Consider the following 21,205-nt stretch of genomic DNA (forward strand, 5'->3'; position numbering starts at 1 on the left):
CTGCAGACAGGGTTAAAAATGAGGCGAGAGTATATAGTGAAGTGATCAATAGATCGAGTCACTCGTAGCCCAGTATTCAGACATAAAAAAACGCCTTCTACGAATAGAAGGCGTTTAATTAGTTACTTAGTCAATCAGCGATTATGCTGGTTCTTGGAAAATAACTGTATCGGCTTTTTCCGTGTACTGACCCATTTTATGGAAGTTCAGGTAACGGTATGTATCTGCAGCCGTTGCATTGATCTTATCCGCGTACTCTAGGTACTCTTCTTTAGTTGGAATACGACCAAGAATCGCACCAACCGCAGAAAGTTCAGCAGATGCTAGGTAAACGTTAGCACCTGTACCCAAACGGTTCGGGAAGTTACGAGTAGACGTAGACATTACTGTCGACTGGTCTGCAACACGTGCTTGGTTACCCATACATAGAGAACAACCCGGAGTTTCGATACGAACCCCGGCACGACCGAAGATACCGTAGTAGCCTTCTTCTGTTAGCTGGTCTTTATCCATCTTAGTTGGCGGAGCCACCCATAGACGAGTGCTTAGCGAGCCGTTGAACTCTTCAAGCATCTTACCTGCAGCACGGAAGTGACCAATGTTGGTCATACAAGAACCGATAAACACTTCTTGGATCTCTGTGCCTTGAACATCAGAAAGAAGACGAGCATCATCTGGATCGTTTGGTGCACATAGGATTGGCTGATCGATGTCAGCAAGGTCGATTTCGATAACGTGAGCGTATTCAGCATCTGAATCGGCAGACAGCAACTCAGGGTTCGCTAGCCACTCTTCCATTGCCGTAATACGACGTTCGATAGTACGTACATCACCGTAGCCTTCAGCGATCATCCACTTAAGCATAACGATGTTTGAGTTCAGGTACTCTTCGATAGACTCTTGAGACAGCTTAACTGTACAACCTGCCGCTGAACGTTCAGCTGAAGCGTCAGAAAGTTCGAACGCTTGCTCAACAGATAGGTGCTCAACACCTTCGATTTCTAGCACTCGACCAGAGAATTCGTTGATCTTACCTGCTTTCTCTACGGTTAGTAGACCTTGCTTGATGCCGTATAGAGGGATTGCATGTACTAGGTCACGTAGCGTGATACCTGGCTGCATTTCACCTTTAAAGCGAACCAAGATAGATTCAGGCATATCAAGAGGCATAACACCTGTTGCTGCCGCGAATGCAACTAGACCAGAACCCGCAGGGAATGAGATCCCTAGAGGGAAACGAGTATGCGAGTCACCACCTGTACCTACAGTATCAGGAAGAAGCATACGGTTTAGCCATGAGTGGATAACACCATCACCAGGACGTAGTGAAACACCGGCACGGTTCATGATGAAATCAGGTAGCGTATGGTGCGTATTAACATCAACTGGTTTCGGGTATGCCGATGTGTGACAGAAAGACTGCATCACTAGGTCAGCAGAGAAGCCAAGACAAGCAAGGTCTTTAAGCTCATCACGCGTCATAGGACCAGTAGTATCTTGAGAACCTACTGTCGTCATCTTAGGCTCACAGTATTGACCCGCGCGAACGCCTTCAACACCACATGCTTTACCAACCATCTTCTGAGCTAGTGTATAGCCTTTATCAGATGCAGATGGATCAACAGGCTTAGCAAATAGGTCTGTTTCTTCTAGACCAAGAGAAGCACGAGCACGACCTGTTAAACCACGACCGATGATAAGTGGGATACGACCACCAGCACGAACTTCATCCAGCAATACTTTGCTTAGTTCGAAGCTAGAGATCTCTTCACCGTTTTTACGTACAACACCTTCATATGGGAAAATATCGATAACATCGCCCATGTTCATGTTTTGAACGTCTAATTCAATCGGAAGTGCGCCTGAATCTTCCATCGTGTTGTAGAAGATTGGAGCAATTTTACCACCAAGACAAACACCGCCAGTGCGCTTGTTTGGTACGAACGGGATATCTTCACCCATGAACCAAAGTACTGAGTTCGTCGCAGACTTACGAGAAGAACCTGTACCAACAACATCACCTACGTAAGCAAGCTGAATGCCGTCTTTTTGCAGTTCTTCGATTTGAGCGATTGGGCCAACCGTACCTGGTTGATCTGGGTTGATGCCATCACGTTCCATCTTCAGCATCGCTTTTGCGTGTACTGGAATATCTGGACGAGACCATGCATCAGGTGCTGGAGATAGGTCATCGGTGTTCGTTTCACCAGTGACTTTGAATACTTTTACAGTGATCTTTTCAGCGACTTTATCTTTCGCTGTGAACCATTCTGCATCAGCCCAAGATTGAAGGACTTGTTGCGCTGGTTCGTTACCAGCTTTAGCTTTCTCTTCTACGTCGTAGAACGCATCAAACATCAGTAGAGTGTGAGACAGTGCTTTCACAGCGATTGGAGCAAGCTCAGCATCATCAAGTAGAGATACTAGAGATTCGATGTTGTAACCACCTTGCATAGTACCAAGCAATTCTGCAGCTTTTGCTTTGCTTACTAGTGGAGATGCTACTTCACCTTTAGTGATAGCCGTTAGGAAGCCCGCTTTTACATAGGCAGCTTCATCTACGCCTGGTGGAATGCGGTTTTCTAGTAGGTCAAGAATGGTTTCTTCTTCACCTTGAGGTGGGTTCTTCAGAAGTTCAACTAGGCCAGCTACCTGCTCAGCATCTAGTGGTTTTGGAACAACTCCTTCGGCAGCACGTTCTTCGACGTGTTTACGGTAGGCTTCAAGCACGACTTTTTTCCTCTCATTGCGGTTCACTTCTCACCTTCATAATTGTTAGTAAAATAAAGAAGTGAACATCCTTGGAAACTTGGCTCTCCATTGCCATTTTTGTCATTCAATTTGTATTGATGAGCGGCGTCATAGAGGCCAAACTGTGGGCGGTAGAATAGCAAATTTAACGTTAAATTAAAATCTTATCATTTTGACCAACATAGCAAGTTAAGACGAAAGTCCCACTATTTTTGCCTATTTACGCACTAAAATGACGACTCTACGCATGATTATTTGTAAGACGTACCAACAATCAAGTAAACCGAATCGAAGTTATCTTCCGTGCGTCCATAAGCCAAGATGATTGGCCCAATTGGGGAATCAACACCCGCGAAAACCGAGCCCGCGGTGTACATCGGCGCTTCATTAAGCTTCAATTCATTGTTCGACCAAACGCCACCATGTTCGATGGATGCGCCTATATAGAACGGCGACTCAAAGAGACCGAAGTCATTATCAAACCACTTATAGCGATAGATCAGACTAGTGTACGCTAAGTTCTGACCGATCAAGCTGTTTCTCGGGATACCAGATAGGTTCAAGAAGCCGCCTAGCTCTTTCGGATCGATAGGAAAAACTGAGTTCTTGCTCTCAACAATACCGTAATCGACTTTTCCGACTAAAGTATGCTTTTCATAGCTTTTTGCAGCCATTAGATTGGCGGAAAACTCATAGACTGTATCACTTCCAGAGGCCAACTCCTCATCTCCAATCGAACTGTTATTCTCAAAGTCATCATGAGAGACAAGGTACTCTAAATCAACGAAGTAACCTTCGGTTGGCAAACTGAAGTTGTCTAAGGTATCCAGTCGATAACTGATGAAACCGCCTACGCGATTGTAACTACCACCACCCAGTGAAGGTAACGAGGCCACTTCTACATCACCATCGGTATAGCGAACACCAAACTTAAGTTCTTGCCACAAAGTAGGTTGATAACCTAACGCCAATTCACCTATGTATTCGCTGTATGACATCGGAACATAATCTTGAGTTACGTCTAACGTAGGCTCCTCAATCTCATCAATTCCTGCGGGTAGGTTTCGATTCTCTTTACTGTAAACAATCGAAGCAGAGGTAAATAACTTCTGGCTTGAGAAGAACGGTGAGTAAAGTTCCGCTTCAATTCGCTTATCCGTACCCATTTCAATATTGGTTCTCAACTCAGCACCATGCGAGTTGATGTCGGTGAAGTTCGCTGAAACACCGAGTGAATATTGACTCTCGGTAGAGAAGTCATCTTCAAGGAAGAATCGAAAGTTGAGGTAATTAGGCCCCCAAGACTTTTCATCCACATTCACCGTAAGTTGATCTTCACCATCAACGTTTTCGAACTCATAAGTCACCAACTCAAAGCGATCCAACGCATAAAGGTCTTGCACCTTTGCCTCGATTTCGCTGGTTTTGAGAACCTTGCCTGAATGAAGGTTCAAACGGTTTTCGAGCAGCTTATCTGAGTAATGGGTATTGTTATTAATGACCACTTTATCTACCACGGTTTTATCACCATGCTTCAGCTGCCTGCGAGCTTTTTGTTTGTCTTCGATATAGTGTTGGTAATCAGCATTCGAGAGTGACAACTTAGAAAGTTCAGCAGAGTGCTCCTTAGCAGACTCGTAACCGGCTTCGTAAGCTGATGGCATTTTATCGAATTCAGTGGTTTCAATTTCTCCAACATCAGGTTGGAGGAATACATCATTGTCTGTAAGTGTTTCAGCTTGTTCCTGAGTACTACGCTGGACAAGATAATTGGAGAGCTGGTCGGCTGCGGCTAAAAAGGTCGTAAAATCTTCTTTGCCTTTGTAGTTGGTACTGATATCAACCGCAATGATGATATCTGCGCCCATCGCTCTTGCGACATCAACAGGCATATTGTTGGTTACGCCACCGTCAACTAGCATTCGCCCATCAACTTCATAAGGCGGAAGAGCACCAGGTACCGACATACTTGCCATCATGGCATCGACAAGGTGACCATGGTCAATCACGACTTCTTCAAGTTCAATTATGTCGGTTGCCACTGAGCGATAAGGGATAGCAAGATGATCGAAAGAGTCGAGTGGTGACAGGTTACCTGTGGTTTCACGCAGAATACGCAGCATATTCTGACCTTGTACCACGCCTTTTCTGGCTTTGATTTCTCCCCAACCTAAACCAAGATCGGTATTCAGTTGGTAGCGGTCTTCATACTCTTTATCTCGTACACGACGATCGCTACGGTTTACACGATCACGGTAACCGCGATTCCAATCCACCGTATAGATAAAGCTTTCAATCTCGTCGGCGCTCATCCCTGTCGCATAAAGACCACCAACGTATGACCCCATACTGGTACCGGTAATGTAATCAACCGGGATTTGCATCTCTTCGAGCGCTTTAAGTACGCCAATATGGGCAGCACCTTTTGCACCGCCGCCCGCTAAAACAACAGCAACCGTTGGCCTCTTATGAGCTTGTTCAAGTTCCACATGCTCGGATGAATCAACCTGTGCCGCAGTCGCTGCGAACAGTTGAAAACTGATCACAGTACCGACCATACCTAAGCTGCTCACTAACCAACGAGAAATCATTATTTAAACTGTCCTTGTCATTGTTTTCTGTTATGACTTTACCATTGAAAAAGCTTCTTTAGCCACTGTTTTGGTTGACTTTCACAGCTCTTTTTAATGTTTCCATTTTCATCCCAAACCGGCAATTTAACTGCGCCATCACAGTCAAACTCCAACGCACCGTCAGACGTACGAGTGAAGCTCGCGGTTGCGATTCCGGTTGGCCATGGCAGTAGTAGCTGCTCAGGCGTTCTCTGCTTCAAGTAATCAGCGTAGACACGCAATGCACCACTAGAACCAGTAAGCTTTGTCGGTTTATTGTCATCACGTCCAAGCCAGATGGTTGTTACTTCGCGCCCATCAACACCCACAAACCAACTATCGCGGCTGTCATTACTGGTACCTGTTTTACCGGCCAGCCCTGCCCATGCAAACTGGTTCTGTAGGAATCGCCCCGTCCCTTCCGATACACCACGTTTCATTGCGTAAGTGGTTAGCCAAGCGGCTTGCTGATCAACGCGCTGCGATACTCGAGGGATTGATTGGTATAAAACCTCACCGTCACTATCAACCACTGAGCGGAGCGCAGACAAAGGTGCGATACGGCCAGAGTTAGTGATCGTCTGGAACATCTGAGACACTTGGAATGGTGTCAGAGAGAACGCCCCCAAAAACATCGATGGTACTGGACGAATTTCATTTTTATCGACACCCAGTTTACCTATGGTATCGGAGACCGTATCAATGCCTAACTGCATCCCTAGACGCACAGTTGGTACGTTATAAGACTTAGACAGTGCCACATATAAAGGCACTTCTCCGCGGAACTTACGGTCGAAGTTTCTCGGGCTCCATACGCTGCCCTTACTGCCTTTCAAGCTGAGTGGTGTATCCATCAAAGTCGTCGCAAGCGTGTACTTTTCTGGCTGCTCAAGTGCGGTTAAATAAACCGCCGGTTTCACCAAAGAACCGATAGGACGGCTTGCATTCAAGGCACGGTTAAAGCCGTCATAGCCAGTACGCTTACCACCGACCATTGCACGGATTTCACCAGTGTTTCTATCTACCGCGATCGCTGCAGCCTCTAATTTATCACCTGCCGTTTTCGATAGTTCAGGCACCTTGCGAGCAATCGACTTCTCTAGCTTGTCTTGCGAAACCGGATCCAAAGAGGTGAAGACACGTATCCCTTTCTTAGCTTGGAACCTATCACCAACATACTTTTTCAGCTCGATATTGACCTGTTGGAAATAAGCAGGCTGACGGCTGGCAATGCGCGGATTGTCTTGGATATCCAAATCACGGCTTGCTGCTTCTTCATATTGTCTTGGGGTCAAAATATCTTGTTGCATCAACAAGCGCAGAACCAGATCGCGTCGAGTTTTAGCGCGCTCAGGGTAGCGAACCGGGTTGTAATACGATGGTCCTTTCACCATGCCCACCAGCAAGGCTAACTGATCAATACGCAGTTCTTGAATCGGTTGGCCGAAGTACAAGCGCGAAGCCAAACCAAAGCCGTGAATCGCTTCACCGCCATTTTGACCAAGATAAACCTCGTTTAAGTAAGCCTCTAAAATACGGTCTTTGCTGTAACGATGATCCAAGATAAGCGCGATATAAGCCTCACGAATCTTACGCCAAAGCGTACGTTCACTAGATAGGAACAGGTTTTTCGCGAGCTGCTGTGTCAGCGTACTACCACCTTGTACAGTGCGCCCAGCCTTGACGTTAACCACCATCGCACGAGCAATCGCTAGAGGTGAAACACCATCGTGCTGATAGAAGTTTCTATCTTCCGTCGCGAGCAAGGCATCAACCATCACCTCTGGAAATTGGTTACGTTTTAAGAACAGACGTTGTTCATCGTTACTTTTCTCAAGCATGCCCAACATCTTAGGTTCGACACGCAAATACCCCATGTCGCCTTTCTTCTCTAGCGACTGAATACGAGTTAACTCATTACCATTGAAGTGCAGCATCACGTGACGATCAGCTTCCGGCCGATCGACAAACTCGAACGGACGACGAATCATCTCAATTTTAGTTGATGAAGATGAATATTCACCAGGATGACGAGGGGAGCTCACCTTACGATAATTCAGCACATCCAATTCATTCTTCACCTGAACAAGGCTGACCTGAGTACCTGGATATAAATCCAACACACGCGCATAAACAACCGTTGGTAAATCAAACAGCTGGCCTTCAAAGCGCTGCTTCACCACAGAGTCAAGATAGATACCAACAAACAATAGCAATGCAGCCAGTGCTAGGCCCGCTTTCCACGCGATGCCCCACAGGATCTTTAACCAACCTCTGTTACCCGCCTTTTTCGCTTTTGATTTGCCTTTCTTGGCCGTCGCTCTCGGCTTTCTTGGTTTCGCTTTGGTCGCTGGTGACTTCTTTGCTGGCGCTTTTTTAGGTGGTGCCTTTTTTGGCGTTAACATTTTGGTCATCATCGGTTCAACTGTCGTTTGGTTTTAGTGGTTGCAACATGGTTAGCAGGGTCATCAGGCCAAGGGTGTTTTGGGTAACGACCTTTCATCTCTTTTTGCACTTCTTTGTACGCGCCAGCCCAAAAGCCAGCTAAATCCTGAGTAATTTGTAATGGGCGCTGTGCAGGAGAAAGTAATTCAAGCACAACCTTTTTACGCCCTTGGGCTATCAATGGTGAGTCTTGTTCACCAAAGACCTCTTGCATTCGAACCGAGATCACGGGTTCAGATTGATACTGGTATCGGATCGCTTTTTTACTGCCTGTCGGCATCACATAATGTGTTGGCAGCCACTGGTCAATCTCTTGATTCAGAGGCCAACCGAGATACGCCGACAGTGCCTGCTCAATCGAAACGTTTGCCAGCCCTTTCGCAGATTTAACGCCGTTCAAATACGGCGATAACCAAGTATCAAGATGTTCTACTAGGCTCGCGTCATCCATCGCAGGCCAATCATGTTCTGGCATCCAAAGCTGAGCGCAACGCACGCGTTCAACAAGTTGCTTCGCCGCTGGCGTCCAATGTAAAAGGTCCAGCCCACATCGAGCGATGTAATTCAACAGCGCTTGGCTAATCTGACTTGCGTCCGGCTCAGGTAAAGCCTTAGTGCTGATAACAAGCTTACCCAAAGCAACTCGCTGCTCGGCAACTAATTTGCCACGTTTTTCATCCCAGTCGGCATAATCGGAACAAACAAAAAGCTTAGGAAACGCGTCTTCTAACTGTGTAATATCAACGGGGGTCGCTAAGAAGATCTGACTAGCACGCCCGGTGCTACGCATCAAATCAATCACCACGATATAATCATTGTTTGCCAATGGATCATCATCACGCACCTCTGCACCGTGACCGTTCGCTAACAGAAAAGCATTACTATTGGCACTTCTTGCTTGAGCAATTCGGTCTGGGAATGCAAAACAAAGCACCAATGGTAGCAATGATTCGTCAAGTTGTGACAAATCTAAGTGATGATTCAGTTTGCTAGCGAGGTTTTTCGCTCGCTGCATCACAACGCTATTTTTCGTGTGCTTTCTCTGCTTTAGCCTATGTAGCGAATGCTGAATATCCGAGACATTGCGCTCTGGCTCTTCCAACAACGCAGCGGCAACAATAGCAACATTCAACATGGCTTGGCTGCCCTGCTGCGCTTTGATCAGCATACTGGCGATACGCGGCTCAATACCTAATCGCTGCGCTTGCTTACCTAACGAAGTAAACTGACCATGGGTGTCTAATAGCTCAAGGCTTTGCAACAATTGTCTAGCTTGCTCTTTAGAGGCGCGTGGCGGAATATCAAGCCATTGCAGTTCATCCGCATTTGCAGCGCCCCACTGGGTCAACTCTGCCACCAGCGAGGAGAGGTCTGAATGGAGAATTTCCGGTTCAGGTACAGCAGGTTGCTGCATTAACTGCGTTTCGCTGTACAAACGAACACACAGCCCTTCTTCAATTCGCCCAGCACGACCCGCGCGCTGCTCAGCGGAAGATTGTGAGATTTTGACTTGCTCGAGCTTAGTGATACCAGTTTTCAAATCAAACTTAGCGACTCTTTCAAGCCCTGAGTCCACCACTAATCGAATACCTTCGATAGTCAAAGAGGTTTCAGCGATATTGGTAGCCAATACCACTTTGCGGCGTCCTTTCTCCGATGGTGCAATCGCCTTCTGTTGCTGAGAAAAGTTAAGCTGCCCGTACAGAGGGCACACATCAATGTCACTGACTAAGTTCTCTAATTGAGCTTCTACCTGCTTTATTGCAGACACTCCTGGTAGGAACGCCAATAGTGACCCCGACTCCTTCTCCATCAGAGAACGAATCACGTTAGCCATTTTAGGCGCCAAGTAATCATTAGTACCCAGAGGCTGGTAACGGAATTCAACCGGAAAAGTGCGACCTTGCGACTCAACATACTTAGCCTCTGGCAACAAGGATTGCAGAGCTTGCTGATCTAAGGTGGCCGACATCACTATCACTTTCAGATCATCACGCAGCGCTTCTTGGATCTCCAAGCTAAACGCCAGTGCCGTATCTGCATGAATGCTGCGCTCATGGAATTCATCGAAGATCACCATATCGACCCCAGTCAGTTCAGGGTCAGTTTGGATCATTCTGGTCATGATACCTTCGGTAACGATCTCTAAGCGAGTTGCGCTGCTGGTTTTAGATTCGCCACGAACTCTAAAACCGATGCTCTCCCCCACCTTCTCTCCCAATTGACTCGCCAAGTAAGCCGCAATATTTCTTGCAGCCAACCGCCTTGGTTCAAGCATGATAATTTTGCCTTGAACGGCTTTGGTCTTAACTAACTGTAAAGGGAAGAATGTTGACTTACCCGCACCGGGAGCCGCTTTAAGAATTAGTTGAGTGTGTGTTTCTACGCCAGCGAGCAGATCTGGCATCACAGCTTCTATGGGCAGTTGTGGCAATGGGAGAACCTTGTGGTGTAATGTTGGCAACATTGTACATAAAAACCTACCCGTCTAAATAAGTAATATGCAGTTCAATCCACCATTAGAGTCAGCGACTCTTATCAAACGCTACAAACGTTTCCTCACTGACATCAAACTTCCCGACGGCAGCGAGCGTACTATTCACTGTGCCAACACTGGAGCGATGACAGGATGCGCGACTCCGGGTAACACTGTGTGGTATTCAACCTCCGATAATGCAAAAAGAAAGTACCCAAACAGCTGGGAGATCTCAGAAACGGACAAAGGTCACCGGATTTGTGTAAATACTGCGCGAGCAAACCAGCTAGCAGTGGAAGCAATTGAAAATAAGACTATAGTTGAACTCTTAGGTTATAACGCGTTACGAACCGAAGTGAAGTATGGTAGCGAGAATAGTCGAATTGACATTCTGCTTGAAGATAACGAAAAGCCGCCTTGCTATATCGAAGTAAAAAGCGTCACCTTACTCGATGAACAAGAGACCTCAACTGAGGGGCAAGGTTTTTTCCCTGATGCGGTGACAACCAGAGGCCAAAAACATCTGCGTGAACTCACAGAAATGGTCGAATCTGGAAATAGAGCCGTACTTTTATTCACTGTTTTACATTCAGGTATTGAAAAAGTGTCTGCGGCACACCATATAGACGCCAAATATTCGTTATTACTAAAACAAGCACAAGACGCTGGAGTTGAAGTGCTTTGCTACAAAGCAGAGCTCAGCAGTACTCAAATACAACTAAAACAATCTGTTGAATTTATCAATAACTAAACAAAGATGTTGAACAAATCACATTGATTGCAAGTTTGAATAAGAGTATTTGCCACCATTCGTTCTTTCTGCTATAGATACCCGCCTTAAAATTAGCTGCTTTGCAGTTGACTAGGTGTAAATAGGAGATGCTGTATGCCAGAATCTAAGAAAAAAGCGCTAGGCATCCTAGCCATCGCAGGTGTTGAACCGTACCAAGAAAAGCCAGGTGAAGAATACATGTCACCTGAGCAAACGGAACATTTTACAAAAATTTTAGCAGCTTGGCGCAACCAGCTCAGGGAAGAAGTTGATCGTACTGTGCACCACATGCAGGACGAAGCAGCGAATTTCCCAGACCCAGTTGACCGTGCTTCTCAAGAAGAAGAATTCAGCCTAGAGCTACGTAACCGTGACCGTGAGCGTCGTCTAATCAAGAAAATTGAGAAGACACTAGACAAGATCGAAGAAGATGATTTCGGCTTCTGTGATTCTTGCGGTATCGAGATTGGCATTCGTCGCCTTGAAGCTCGTCCAACTGCTGACCTTTGTATTGACTGTAAAACACTTGCAGAGATCAAAGAGAAACAAATGCAAGGTTAATACTTGCGGATGTAAAGAAAGGGAGCTTTGGCTCCCTTTTTTGTTTGCTGCCTAAGCGAGATGCCTTAGATAGCAATGAGCAGTGTTAAAACGAGTACTAAGCAGCAACAATACTCACTGCATGCAATAAACACATTAAACGTCTTAAGAATCGGCTACTGCGGTACCCTCTAGATTAGGTTGTTCACATATGAATTATATTGGGCGCTTTGCACCATCACCGTCAGGTCCTCTTCATTTTGGCTCACTGGTTGCTGCTCTTGGCAGCTACTTCCAAGCAAAATCTCATCAGGGACAATGGTTAGTCCGTATGGAAGACCTAGATCCGCCAAGAGAGATGGCTGGCGCTGCAGACCTGATTCTTAAGACGCTTGAGGCTTACCACCTATTTTGGGATGGAAAAGTCGTTTATCAGAGCCAACGTCACGACCTATACCAAGCGCAAATTGATCAATGGGTGGCTGACAACCAAGCCTACTACTGCCAATGCACGCGCAAACAGATAAAAGCCTTGGGTGGTTTCTATAATGGCCATTGTCGACAGGCGGGGTTAATTGATACGGGCGAGCAAGCCGTGCGTTTATGTATGGATTTCCCCGTCGAGTCATTCGACGATGTTCGCCATGGCACCATTCAAATCCCTAAAGCATTGGCTGAAGAGGATTTCATCATCAAACGCCGCGATGGCTTGTTTGCTTATAACTTGGCCGTGGTACTTGATGATATCGAGCAAGGCGTAACGGAAGTGGTGAGAGGCGCTGATCTCATCGAACCTACGGGCCGCCAAATCAGTCTTTATAAGACACTGAAACAAAATACAGTGAGCTACTTGCACTTGCCGTTAGCGACCGACGCGTCTGGCAATAAACTATCAAAGCAGAACCACGCCACCGCTATTGACCTCGATAACCCCAAACCAACACTGCTCAATGCCATGCAGTTCTTAGGCTTTGAGGTTCCTAAGGCCGTTTGTGAAGCTTCAGTCGATGAGATTTTGGCATGGGGCTGCCAGCAATGGAACGTTGCTCAATTACCTGATAGTTTACAAAAACAACACTGCAATTAGCTCAAAACAAACGGCAAATAGTACAAACGACACACAAAAATGCCATAACCAACCACTGTGGTTAAGCAGACGATGTTCTCAAATGGCTCGCGCTAAGCTATTATTAGCCGCAATTAAACTCTGCACTACCACTTTGGACTAAGAGAAAAACAAAGTTGGCGATACCTACTTTGTTCTAAACTAATGAATACAAACGACAATACCCCAAGCGAACAACGCGGATTCCACGAACTAGCACTGAATATTTATACTCGCCAAGAGCACAATATTTCACGTAAGCAGATCAGCGATAACGCACTAAAAGTACTATATCGCCTGAATGGTGCGGGTTTTGACGCATTTTTAGTCGGTGGTGGTGTCCGTGATATCTTACTTGGCTCTCAGCCAAAAGATTTCGATATTGCGACCAACGCTACGCCAGAGCAGATCAAGAACCTCTTCCGAAACTGCCGCCTAATTGGCCGTCGTTTCCGCTTGGCACACATCATGTTTGGTCGTGACATCATTGAGGTGGCAACTTTCCGAGGTCACCATCAAGAGCCATCTAAAAACGTATCTGCACAATCGAAAGAAGGCATGCTATTACGCGACAACGTGTACGGCAGTGTTGATGAAGATGCAGAGCGTCGCGATTTCACGATCAATGCGATGTACTACAACATTGCAGACTACAGCATCCACGATTACGCAGGTGGTGTAGAAGATTTAGAAGATAAGCTTATCCGCCTAATTGGCGACCCAGAGACACGCTACCGTGAAGACCCTGTACGCATGCTGCGTGCAATGCGTTTCTCGGCGAAGCTGGATTTTGATATTGAAGAAGACACCGCCGACCCAATTGAAGGCCTGGCGCACCTTCTAAAAGACATCCCAGCAGCACGTCTTTACGAAGAATCTCTAAAACTGCTTCAATCAGGCTACGGCTTAGAGACCTACCATCTGATGCGTGAATACAACCTATTCCAGCAGATGTTCCCAGCGGTAGCTGAGTACTTCACTGAAGATTACGACTCACCGACTGAGCAAATGCTTGATTTGGTGCTCGACTCTACCGACCTTCGTATCGAAGATGGTAAACGAGTAAACCCTGCATTCATGTTTGCCGCGATTCTTTGGTACCCAATGAATAAGCTGGCAGACAAGCTTGTTGCCGAGCAAGGCATTGCACACTACGACGCGATCATGGAAGCAAGTAACATCATTCTTGATCAGCAAGTAAAATCCATTGCTATCCCTCGTCGCCACACAGCAACCATTCGTGAAGTTTGGCAACTGCAACTGCGACTACCTCGCCGCAACGGTAAACGTGCCGTTCGCCTAATGGAGCTCAACAAGTTCCGCGCTGGTTACGACTTCTTAGAGATGCGTGGCGAGATTGAAGGTGGCGAGACAAAAGAGTTAGCTAAATGGTGGGAGCGTTATCAGACAGCTGGTCGCAACATGCGTCAAGCAATGGCTAACGACGTAGCAGCACCATCAAAGTCAGGTCATCGTCGCCGTAAGACTTACCGAAAAAAAAAGAGTAAGCAAGCCGAATGATAACTGCTTATATTGCGGTCGGCAGCAACCTTGCCGACCCAGTTAGCCAAGCAAATTTGGCTATCGAAACGCTAAAAAGCCTACCGCGATCAACGTTTATTGCGACCTCTCAGCTATATAGTAGCACTCCAATGGGGCCGCAAAATCAACCGGACTACATCAATGCGGTAGTCGCGATTAAAACCGAATTAACGCCTATTGAACTGCTTGATTGCACTCAAAAAATCGAGTTAGAGCAAGGGCGTGTCCGTAAAGACGAACGCTGGGGACCAAGAACCTTGGATCTCGACATCGTGTTGTACGGCAATGAGGTGATCGATTCAGAGCGCTTAACCGTTCCTCATTACGGAATGAAAGAACGAGAGTTTGTACTCTACCCGCTTGCTGAAATCGCACCAAGTTTACAACTCCCTGATGGGACTGAGCTGACAGAACTATTGAAAATTGTAGATAAAAACGGGCTCAATGTTTGGCAGCAATAGCCAGGCACATTAAGGAAAACCAATGAAAAAAGTAACCATTAACGACCTGATCAAGTGTAAACGTGAAGGCCGTAAATTCGCGACGTCAACAGCTTACGATGCGAGCTTTGCTCAACTATTCGAAAGCCAAGAGATGCCTGTTCTGCTTGTCGGTGATTCACTGGGTATGGTTCTACAAGGCCATAACGACACATTACCAGTAAGCGTTGAAGACATTGCTTACCACACTCGCTCTGTGCGTGCTGGTAGCCCTAACTGTCTTCTAATGGCTGATATGCCTTTCATGAGCTACGCGACTCCAGAGCAAGCTTGTGAGAGCGCAGCTACCTTGATGCGTGCTGGCGCGAACATGGTAAAAATCGAAGGCGGAAGCTGGTTGGTTGATACTGTGAAGATGCTAACAGAACGCGCAGTACCGGTATGTGCACACTTAGGCTTAACGCCACAATCTGTGAACATCTTTGGTGGTTACAAGGTTCAAGGTCGCGATGACGACCAAGCTGATAAAATGGTTGCTGACGCACTAGCGCTACAAAACGCAGGTGCTCAAATCGTTCTACTTGAATGTGTACCAGCTTCATTGGCAAAACGAATTACAGAAGCTTGTCACGTGCCAGTTATTGGTATTGGTGCAGGTAATGTTACCGATGGTCAGATCTTGGTTATGCATGACATGTTCGGTATTTCTGCGAACTACATGCCGAAATTCTCTAAGAATTTCCTAGCAGAAACAGGTGACATGCGCAAAGCAGTGGCTCTATACAAAGAAGAAGTAGAGAGCGCACGCTTCCCTGATGATGCTCATACAATCGCTTAGGAGTAAGTATGCAAACTTTTGCTGAAATAGCGGCTCTTCGTGAGCAGATTAAACAGTTTAAGCGTGATGGACGTACGGTTGCTTTTGTACCGACTATGGGAAACCTGCATGAAGGCCACCTTACTCTGATAAAGAAGGCTCGTGAACTGGCAGACATCGTCGTGGTAAGCATCTTTGTTAACCCGATGCAGTTTGATCGTGCTGATGACCTGAACAACTACCCTCGCACGTTAGAGGCTGATTTAAGCAAACTAACTGGCGAAGGCGTTGAACTGGTATTTACCCCAACGCCAGAAGTGATGTACCCAGATGGTCTAGACAAACAGACGTTTGTTGAAGTACCAGGGTTATCTCACATGTTGGAAGGTGCGTCTCGTCCGGGTCACTTCCGTGGCGTTGCGACGATTGTCACTAAGCTGTTTAACATCGTTCAGCCAGATTTTGCATGCTTCGGCGAGAAAGACTTCCAGCAACTTGCTGTAATTCGCCAAATGACAACTGACTTAGCGTTAGACATTGAAATTGTAGGTGTTGCGACGGTTCGTGAAATGGACGGTTTAGCGATGAGCTCTCGCAATAGCAATCTCACTATTGATGAGCGCCAACGTGCACCGGTTCTAGCACGCACTATGCGTTGGATCAGCAGTGCAATTCGCGGTGGACGTGATGACTACGCATCAGTGATTGAAGATGCGACAGATCAGCTTCGTGCAGCAGATCTACAGCCAGATGAAATCTTCATCTGTGATGCTAAGACTCTGCAAGCCATCACTTCAGAATCCACTCAAGCTGTGATTCTTATGTCGGCTTTCCTAGGTAAGACGCGTCTTATCGACAACCAAGTTCTCGACTTGGTAACGGAAACCAAAGAAGAAGTGAAAGAAGAAACCGCTGAGTAATCTCTTTCTTCTCTTTGCGTAAACAAGCTCTTAATGCAAAGCAAAAGCACAAACGCAGAACATAAAAAAGGTCGATGTAATATCGACCTTTTTCTTTATCTGCAATTCAGGGACGTCGGAGTTAGCTGCGTAAGCCTATGCCCTTAGTCACTAGGTAATGTGCAATACCATACAGCACAACGATAAACACACCTAGTACGCCAAACGACGTCACAATACCCACGTCAGACACACCCAAGAAGCCATATCTAAACGCATTCACCATGTAGACGATAGGGTTCAACTTCGACACTCCCTGCCAAAACTCAGGCAACAGGCTAATCGAGTAGAATACACCACCAAGATAGGTAAGCGGCGTCAGAATGAAGGTTGGGATAATTGAGATATCATCAAACGTGCGTGCAAATACCGCGTTGATAAGGCCACCTAACGCAAATACCACCGACGTAAGGAAAACGGTCGCAATAATCACGCCCCAGTGATCAACCTGAAGGTCAACGAAGAACAGAGAAACAAAGGTCACGATAGTCCCGACCAATAGGCCGCGCACCACGCCACCCATCACGAAACCAGAAATAATCACATAGTTCGGCACCGGCGCAACCAGCAGTTCTTCAATGTTCTTTTGGAATTTAGCACTAAAGAATGATGAAGCCACATTCGAGTACGAGTTAGTGATTACCGACATCATGATCAGACCCGGCACTATGTATTCCATGTAGCTAAAGCCGTTCATTTCACCGATTCGCGCACCAATCAGGTTACCGAAGATGATGAAGTAGAGCGTCATAGTAATTGCAGGTGGAACCAGCGTTTGCACCCAAATACGAGTAAAACGGTTGATCTCTTTGGTCAGCAAGCTGCGAAAAGCAGTCCAATATAGGCTGTACATATTATTTACTCCCCTCACGCACGATACTTACAAACAGTTCTTCTAGACGGTTAGCTTTGTTACGCATCGAGAGGACTTTCACATTCTGCTCACTCAACTGAGCAAAGATGGTGTTCAAACCTAGGTTCTTATCAATTTCGATCTCTAAAGAACCATTCACCAAGACTTGGTTATTCACGCCTTCTAGCTTAGGTTCAGTCGCGCCCTCTTCAAGATCTAAAATAAAGGTCTCGGCGCTCAACTTACCTAGTAGCGCTTTCATGGTGGTGTTCTCAATCAACTCACCACGATTAATGATGCCGATGTTGCGACACAACATTTCCGCTTCTTCTAGGTAGTGCGTGGTCAAGATAATGGTAATGCCCTGCTTCTCGTTGATCTCTTTGAGGAACTCCCACATCGAGCGGCGCAGTTCAATATCGACACCTGCAGTTGGCTCATCAAGAATCAGCAGCTGTGGCTCATGCATCAATGCACGCGCGATCATCAAACGACGCTTCATACCACCAGACAAGTTACGCGCACGTTCGCTACGTTTTTCCCATAAATCAAGTTGAGATAGGTACTTTTTCGCTCGCTCTTTTGCCAGAGCTTTAGGCACACCGTAGTAACCAGCTTGCTGCAAAACGATCTGCTCAACCGTTTCAAACGGGTTGAAGTTAAACTCTTGAGGAACTAAGCCTAGGTTTTGCTTTGCCAGCTCCAGATCGGTATCAATGTCGTAGCCGAATACCTTAACCTTGCCAGAGGTTTTATTTACTAACGAAGAGATAACGCCAATGGTGGTGGACTTGCCCGCACCATTTGGACCAAGAAGCGCGTAAAAGTCACCTTTTGCTACCTGTAAACTAATGCCTTTAAGTGCCTCGAAGCCACCCGCATAATTTTTTCTTAATTGCTCAATTTCTAATGCATACATAGAGATGATTGCCATTTGCTATAAATAGTGTGGTTAGCCGGACAGGGTGAAGAGAACGAAACCTGAAATGAACCAGTTGAACTAGCTCAAGATAATGTACGCGGCCATTTTGCAAACAAGTCTATCGTTGAATGACGATGAATACAAATATCGATTAACGGTTTCGTTATAAAACTTAAAAGAACTAAGGCTGCATAGAGCCCTATATCGAATATCACAGAAAAAAAATACCGCTAAGATATTAACTTAGCGGTATTTTCCGTTATTAGAAATTCATGACCAACATTGATAACTATTGTTCAGTCACAGTGAATTAATAAGAGTATTAAACCGATTCAAATTGGTGCTCGTCTCTCTCAACGTAGCTTGTTGCGGCCGTCAAGGCTTCATATCTGAAGCGATATGTGTTCGATTCCGGTACTAAATCAATTACGTGGAACTTCTCCAACTGTTGACGAGTGTTCTCATTCGGACACAACAAGTACACCTCACATTGAGCGTCTAGCGCATCTTTGATTGCATTCTCTAGCGCAAGACCAACCGTAACATCAATTATAGGTACATCGGTTAGGTCTAAAATCATTGCTTCATAATCAGAAATACTTGAGTGCTGACGTGAAATCGCCTTTGAGACACTGAAGATCATCGGCCCTGATAGATAGAAGAACAAAACCTTGCCGTTGGCATTATCCAGTAACTGACGTTCGCTGTCGGTCAATGGGATATCGTCTTCATCATCACCATCACTGATCGCCTTAACTTGTCTGGCTTGCTCACGGCTCAATCTTTCAATAATCAAAATGTTCGAGATAAATACACCCAATCCAACCGCGATGATCAAGTCAACAAATACGGTTAGCAGCATTACACCATACATGACGCCCATGCCCGCATAACTGACCTTGTGCGCACGCTGAATGAAACTCCAATCGAGAATGTTGAAGCCTACATACATCGCAATACCCGCCAGCACAGCCATAGGAATCGGCTCGGTTAATCCACCAGCGACCAAAACCACTAACGCCAATACTAATGCTCGAATCACACCAGACAGTGGAGAGCGAGCGCCGACCTGAATGTTGGTCACGGTACCCATGGTCGCACCCGCACCTGGCAACGCACCAAACAAGCCCGAAAGCATATTTGCAATACCTTGACCACGCAGCTCTTTATCAGAGTCATGCTCTTTACGAGTCAATGAGTCCCCAATAACAGCGGTCAAAAGCGTATCAATACAACCTAATGTACCAAGTACCAAGGCATCGATAACCATAGTCGTGAATTGTTCAGCACTGATAGTTGGGACAACAAGAGAAGGTAAACCTGCTGGGATTTCACCAATACGACGAATAGAATCAGTATCGAAGAAGATAACGGACAACAGAGTGACGGCCACTAACGCGACCAGTTGCGCCGGTACATATTTACGATACTTAGCCGAGAAGCCAAACAGAATACCGAGTGTCAGCGTACCTAGAAATAGCTCACTCACTTTTAAGTTTGCTAGCGTATCAGGCAAAGCAGAGAGCGTGCCCATTACACCACCAGATGGGGCTGCATGTCCTAACAATGGGGACAACTGCAAAATAATCAGAATAACGCCAATACCCGACATAAATCCGGAGATCACGCTATATGGCATCAAAGTGACGTATTTTCCAAGCTTTAACGTGCCAAGTAATATTTGGAATGCACCGGCCATCATCACGACAGTAAAAGTCATTGCCATACCCGTTTCAGGATATTTAGCAACCATACTCGTCATTACGGCAGTCATGATAACCGTCATCGGGCCGGTAGGTTCAGAAATCAAACTACTCGAACCGCCAAACAATGCTGCAAACAGGCCAACCATAATGGCGCCCCACAAGCCAGCTTCAGCTCCCGCGCCAGAAGCAACACCAAATGCCAATGCTAAAGGTAACGAGATGATGGCTGTAGTCACACCGCCAAACATATCCCCTTTGAGATTGATATCCGTAAAACGACTTCCAAACAAAACACACCTTCCTGATGATGAAATGACAAACCTTATCACTTTAACAAATGTATCAAGTGTTCAGAAAGTGTTAATTCAATCACATTATTCATGTCTTATAACCGGATCATTGATAGTAAGCTAAGTTTATGATTTTCCGTACTAGAACACGTCAGATGAGTACATTTTGACGCAGTTTTTACGAGATTGAATTTGTAACATTGTGTATAGTGAAGCATCTTAATTGAGGGATGTAAGAAGCAAGATGCCAGAAATAAAACAGCTTTTTGAGAACAATTCCAAATGGTCTGAAGAAATTCGCTCTGAAAGACCTGAGTATTTTACAACGCTTGAAGAGGGTCAAAGCCCAGGTTTTCTATGGATAGGTTGTTCAGATAGCCGAGTTCCAGCCGAGCGCCTTACTGGCTTATATTCTGGAGAACTGTTTGTTCACCGAAACGTGGCCAACCAAGTGGTTCATACAGACCTAAACTGTCTATCTGTTGTTCAGTACGCAGTGGATGTGCTTAAAGTGAAACACATTATTGTCTGTGGTCACTACGGTTGTGGCGGTGTTAATGCGGCAATTGATAATCCGAAACTAGGCCTTATCAACAACTGGTTACTGCACATTCGCGATAACTACCTAAAATATCGTAAAGAGATCGAAGCGCTTCCACGTGAACAGTGGGGTGACAAGCTTTGTGAGATTAACGTCGCAGAGCAGGTTTACAACCTAGGTAACTCAACCATTATGCAAAGTGCATGGGAACGCGGCCAAGAGGTCGAGATCCACGGTGTGGTATATGGCATTGGTGATGGCAAGTTACAAGACCTTGGCGTACGTTGCTCAAGTATCGACACATTAGAGAGCAGCCACATTGAGGCATTAAACAAAATCTTAACGACGCCTCTTCTTAGCCAACAAGGCTAATTATCTCTATCAAAATACAAAAAGCCCGCATCAAGCGGGCTTTTTAATGTCTTGTGTCGGCA

At 46.0% G+C, this 21,205-nt stretch carries 15 protein-coding genes; 8 read left to right on the plus strand and 7 right to left on the minus strand.

Annotated elements, in window-relative coordinates; all coding sequences use genetic code 11:
- Positions 1-141 precede the first annotated feature (141 nt).
- From acnB to hrpB, 4 genes are all read right to left on the minus strand, one after another.
- Positions 142-2,730, minus strand: a complete 2,589-nt coding sequence (gene acnB, locus OCV52_RS12850) for a bifunctional aconitate hydratase 2/2-methylisocitrate dehydratase (RefSeq protein ID WP_137407247.1) — start codon at positions 2,728-2,730, stop codon at positions 142-144.
- Between the two features lie 272 nt (positions 2,731-3,002).
- Positions 3,003-5,342 carry a patatin-like phospholipase family protein gene (locus tag OCV52_RS12855; RefSeq protein WP_137407246.1) on the minus strand — a complete coding sequence of 780 codons (2,340 nt, stop codon included), beginning with the start codon at positions 5,340-5,342 and terminating at the stop codon, positions 3,003-3,005.
- A 38-nt stretch (positions 5,343-5,380) separates the two neighbouring features.
- Positions 5,381-7,780, minus strand: coding sequence for a penicillin-binding protein 1B (gene mrcB / locus OCV52_RS12860; protein WP_137407245.1), 2,400 nt, complete (start codon positions 7,778-7,780; stop codon positions 5,381-5,383).
- Positions 7,777-10,215 carry an ATP-dependent helicase HrpB gene (hrpB, locus tag OCV52_RS12865; RefSeq protein ID WP_240700673.1) on the minus strand — a complete coding sequence of 813 codons (2,439 nt, stop codon included), beginning with the start codon at positions 10,213-10,215 and terminating at the stop codon, positions 7,777-7,779. Before hrpB ends, mrcB begins: the two co-directional genes overlap by 4 nt.
- Positions 10,216-10,309: 94 nt before the next feature.
- Between hrpB and sfsA the strand changes: the two genes are divergently transcribed.
- The 7 genes from sfsA to panC all read left to right on the plus strand — a co-directional run bounded on the left by sfsA (position 10,310) and on the right by panC (position 16,420).
- Positions 10,310-11,035: a DNA/RNA nuclease SfsA gene (sfsA, locus tag OCV52_RS12870; protein WP_105057575.1), complete on the plus strand. Its 726-nt coding sequence runs from the start codon at positions 10,310-10,312 to the stop codon at positions 11,033-11,035.
- A gap of 135 nt (positions 11,036-11,170) precedes the next feature.
- A complete protein-coding gene (dksA, locus tag OCV52_RS12875; protein ID WP_004738189.1) occupies positions 11,171-11,617 on the plus strand; it encodes an RNA polymerase-binding protein DksA in 447 nt (148 codons plus the stop codon).
- A 190-nt stretch (positions 11,618-11,807) separates the two neighbouring features.
- Positions 11,808-12,683, plus strand: a complete 876-nt coding sequence (gluQRS, locus tag OCV52_RS12880; RefSeq protein WP_137407243.1) for a tRNA glutamyl-Q(34) synthetase GluQRS — start codon at positions 11,808-11,810, stop codon at positions 12,681-12,683.
- 183 nt (positions 12,684-12,866) lie between these two features.
- Complete coding sequence (gene pcnB, locus OCV52_RS12885) at positions 12,867-14,222, plus strand: polynucleotide adenylyltransferase PcnB (RefSeq protein ID WP_137407242.1); 1,356 nt, start codon at positions 12,867-12,869, stop codon at positions 14,220-14,222.
- Positions 14,219-14,704, plus strand: coding sequence for a 2-amino-4-hydroxy-6-hydroxymethyldihydropteridine diphosphokinase (gene folK / locus OCV52_RS12890; RefSeq protein ID WP_008222704.1), 486 nt, complete (start codon positions 14,219-14,221; stop codon positions 14,702-14,704). The genes pcnB and folK overlap by 4 nt, the downstream gene beginning before the upstream one ends.
- A 22-nt stretch (positions 14,705-14,726) precedes the next feature.
- Positions 14,727-15,521: a 3-methyl-2-oxobutanoate hydroxymethyltransferase gene (gene panB, locus OCV52_RS12895; protein WP_004738184.1), complete on the plus strand. Its 795-nt coding sequence runs from the start codon at positions 14,727-14,729 to the stop codon at positions 15,519-15,521.
- An 8-nt stretch (positions 15,522-15,529) separates the two neighbouring features.
- Positions 15,530-16,420 carry a pantoate--beta-alanine ligase gene (gene panC / locus OCV52_RS12900; protein WP_137407241.1) on the plus strand — a complete coding sequence of 297 codons (891 nt, stop codon included), beginning with the start codon at positions 15,530-15,532 and terminating at the stop codon, positions 16,418-16,420.
- Between the two features lie 121 nt (positions 16,421-16,541).
- On the opposite strand, the gene OCV52_RS12905 is transcribed toward panC, so the two are convergent.
- The 3 genes from OCV52_RS12905 to OCV52_RS12915 all read right to left on the minus strand — a co-directional run bounded on the left by OCV52_RS12905 (position 16,542) and on the right by OCV52_RS12915 (position 20,188).
- Entirely contained in the window at positions 16,542-17,312 is a 771-nt protein-coding gene (locus tag OCV52_RS12905; RefSeq protein WP_137407240.1) for an ABC transporter permease, read from the minus strand.
- A gap of 1 nt (position 17,313) precedes the next feature.
- Entirely contained in the window at positions 17,314-18,231 is a 918-nt protein-coding gene (locus OCV52_RS12910) for an ABC transporter ATP-binding protein (RefSeq protein WP_137407239.1), read from the minus strand.
- Between the two features lie 325 nt (positions 18,232-18,556).
- Positions 18,557-20,188 carry a SulP family inorganic anion transporter gene (locus OCV52_RS12915; protein WP_206383563.1) on the minus strand — a complete coding sequence of 544 codons (1,632 nt, stop codon included), beginning with the start codon at positions 20,186-20,188 and terminating at the stop codon, positions 18,557-18,559.
- 286 nt (positions 20,189-20,474) lie between these two features.
- Here OCV52_RS12915 and can point away from each other — a divergent pair, with 286 nt between their 5' ends.
- Complete coding sequence (can, locus tag OCV52_RS12920) at positions 20,475-21,143, plus strand: carbonate dehydratase (protein WP_004738177.1); 669 nt, start codon at positions 20,475-20,477, stop codon at positions 21,141-21,143.
- Positions 21,144-21,205 lie beyond the last annotated feature (62 nt).

The sequence above is a fragment of the Vibrio chagasii genome, assembly GCF_024347355.1.
Lineage (GTDB): Bacteria > Pseudomonadota > Gammaproteobacteria > Enterobacterales > Vibrionaceae > Vibrio > Vibrio chagasii.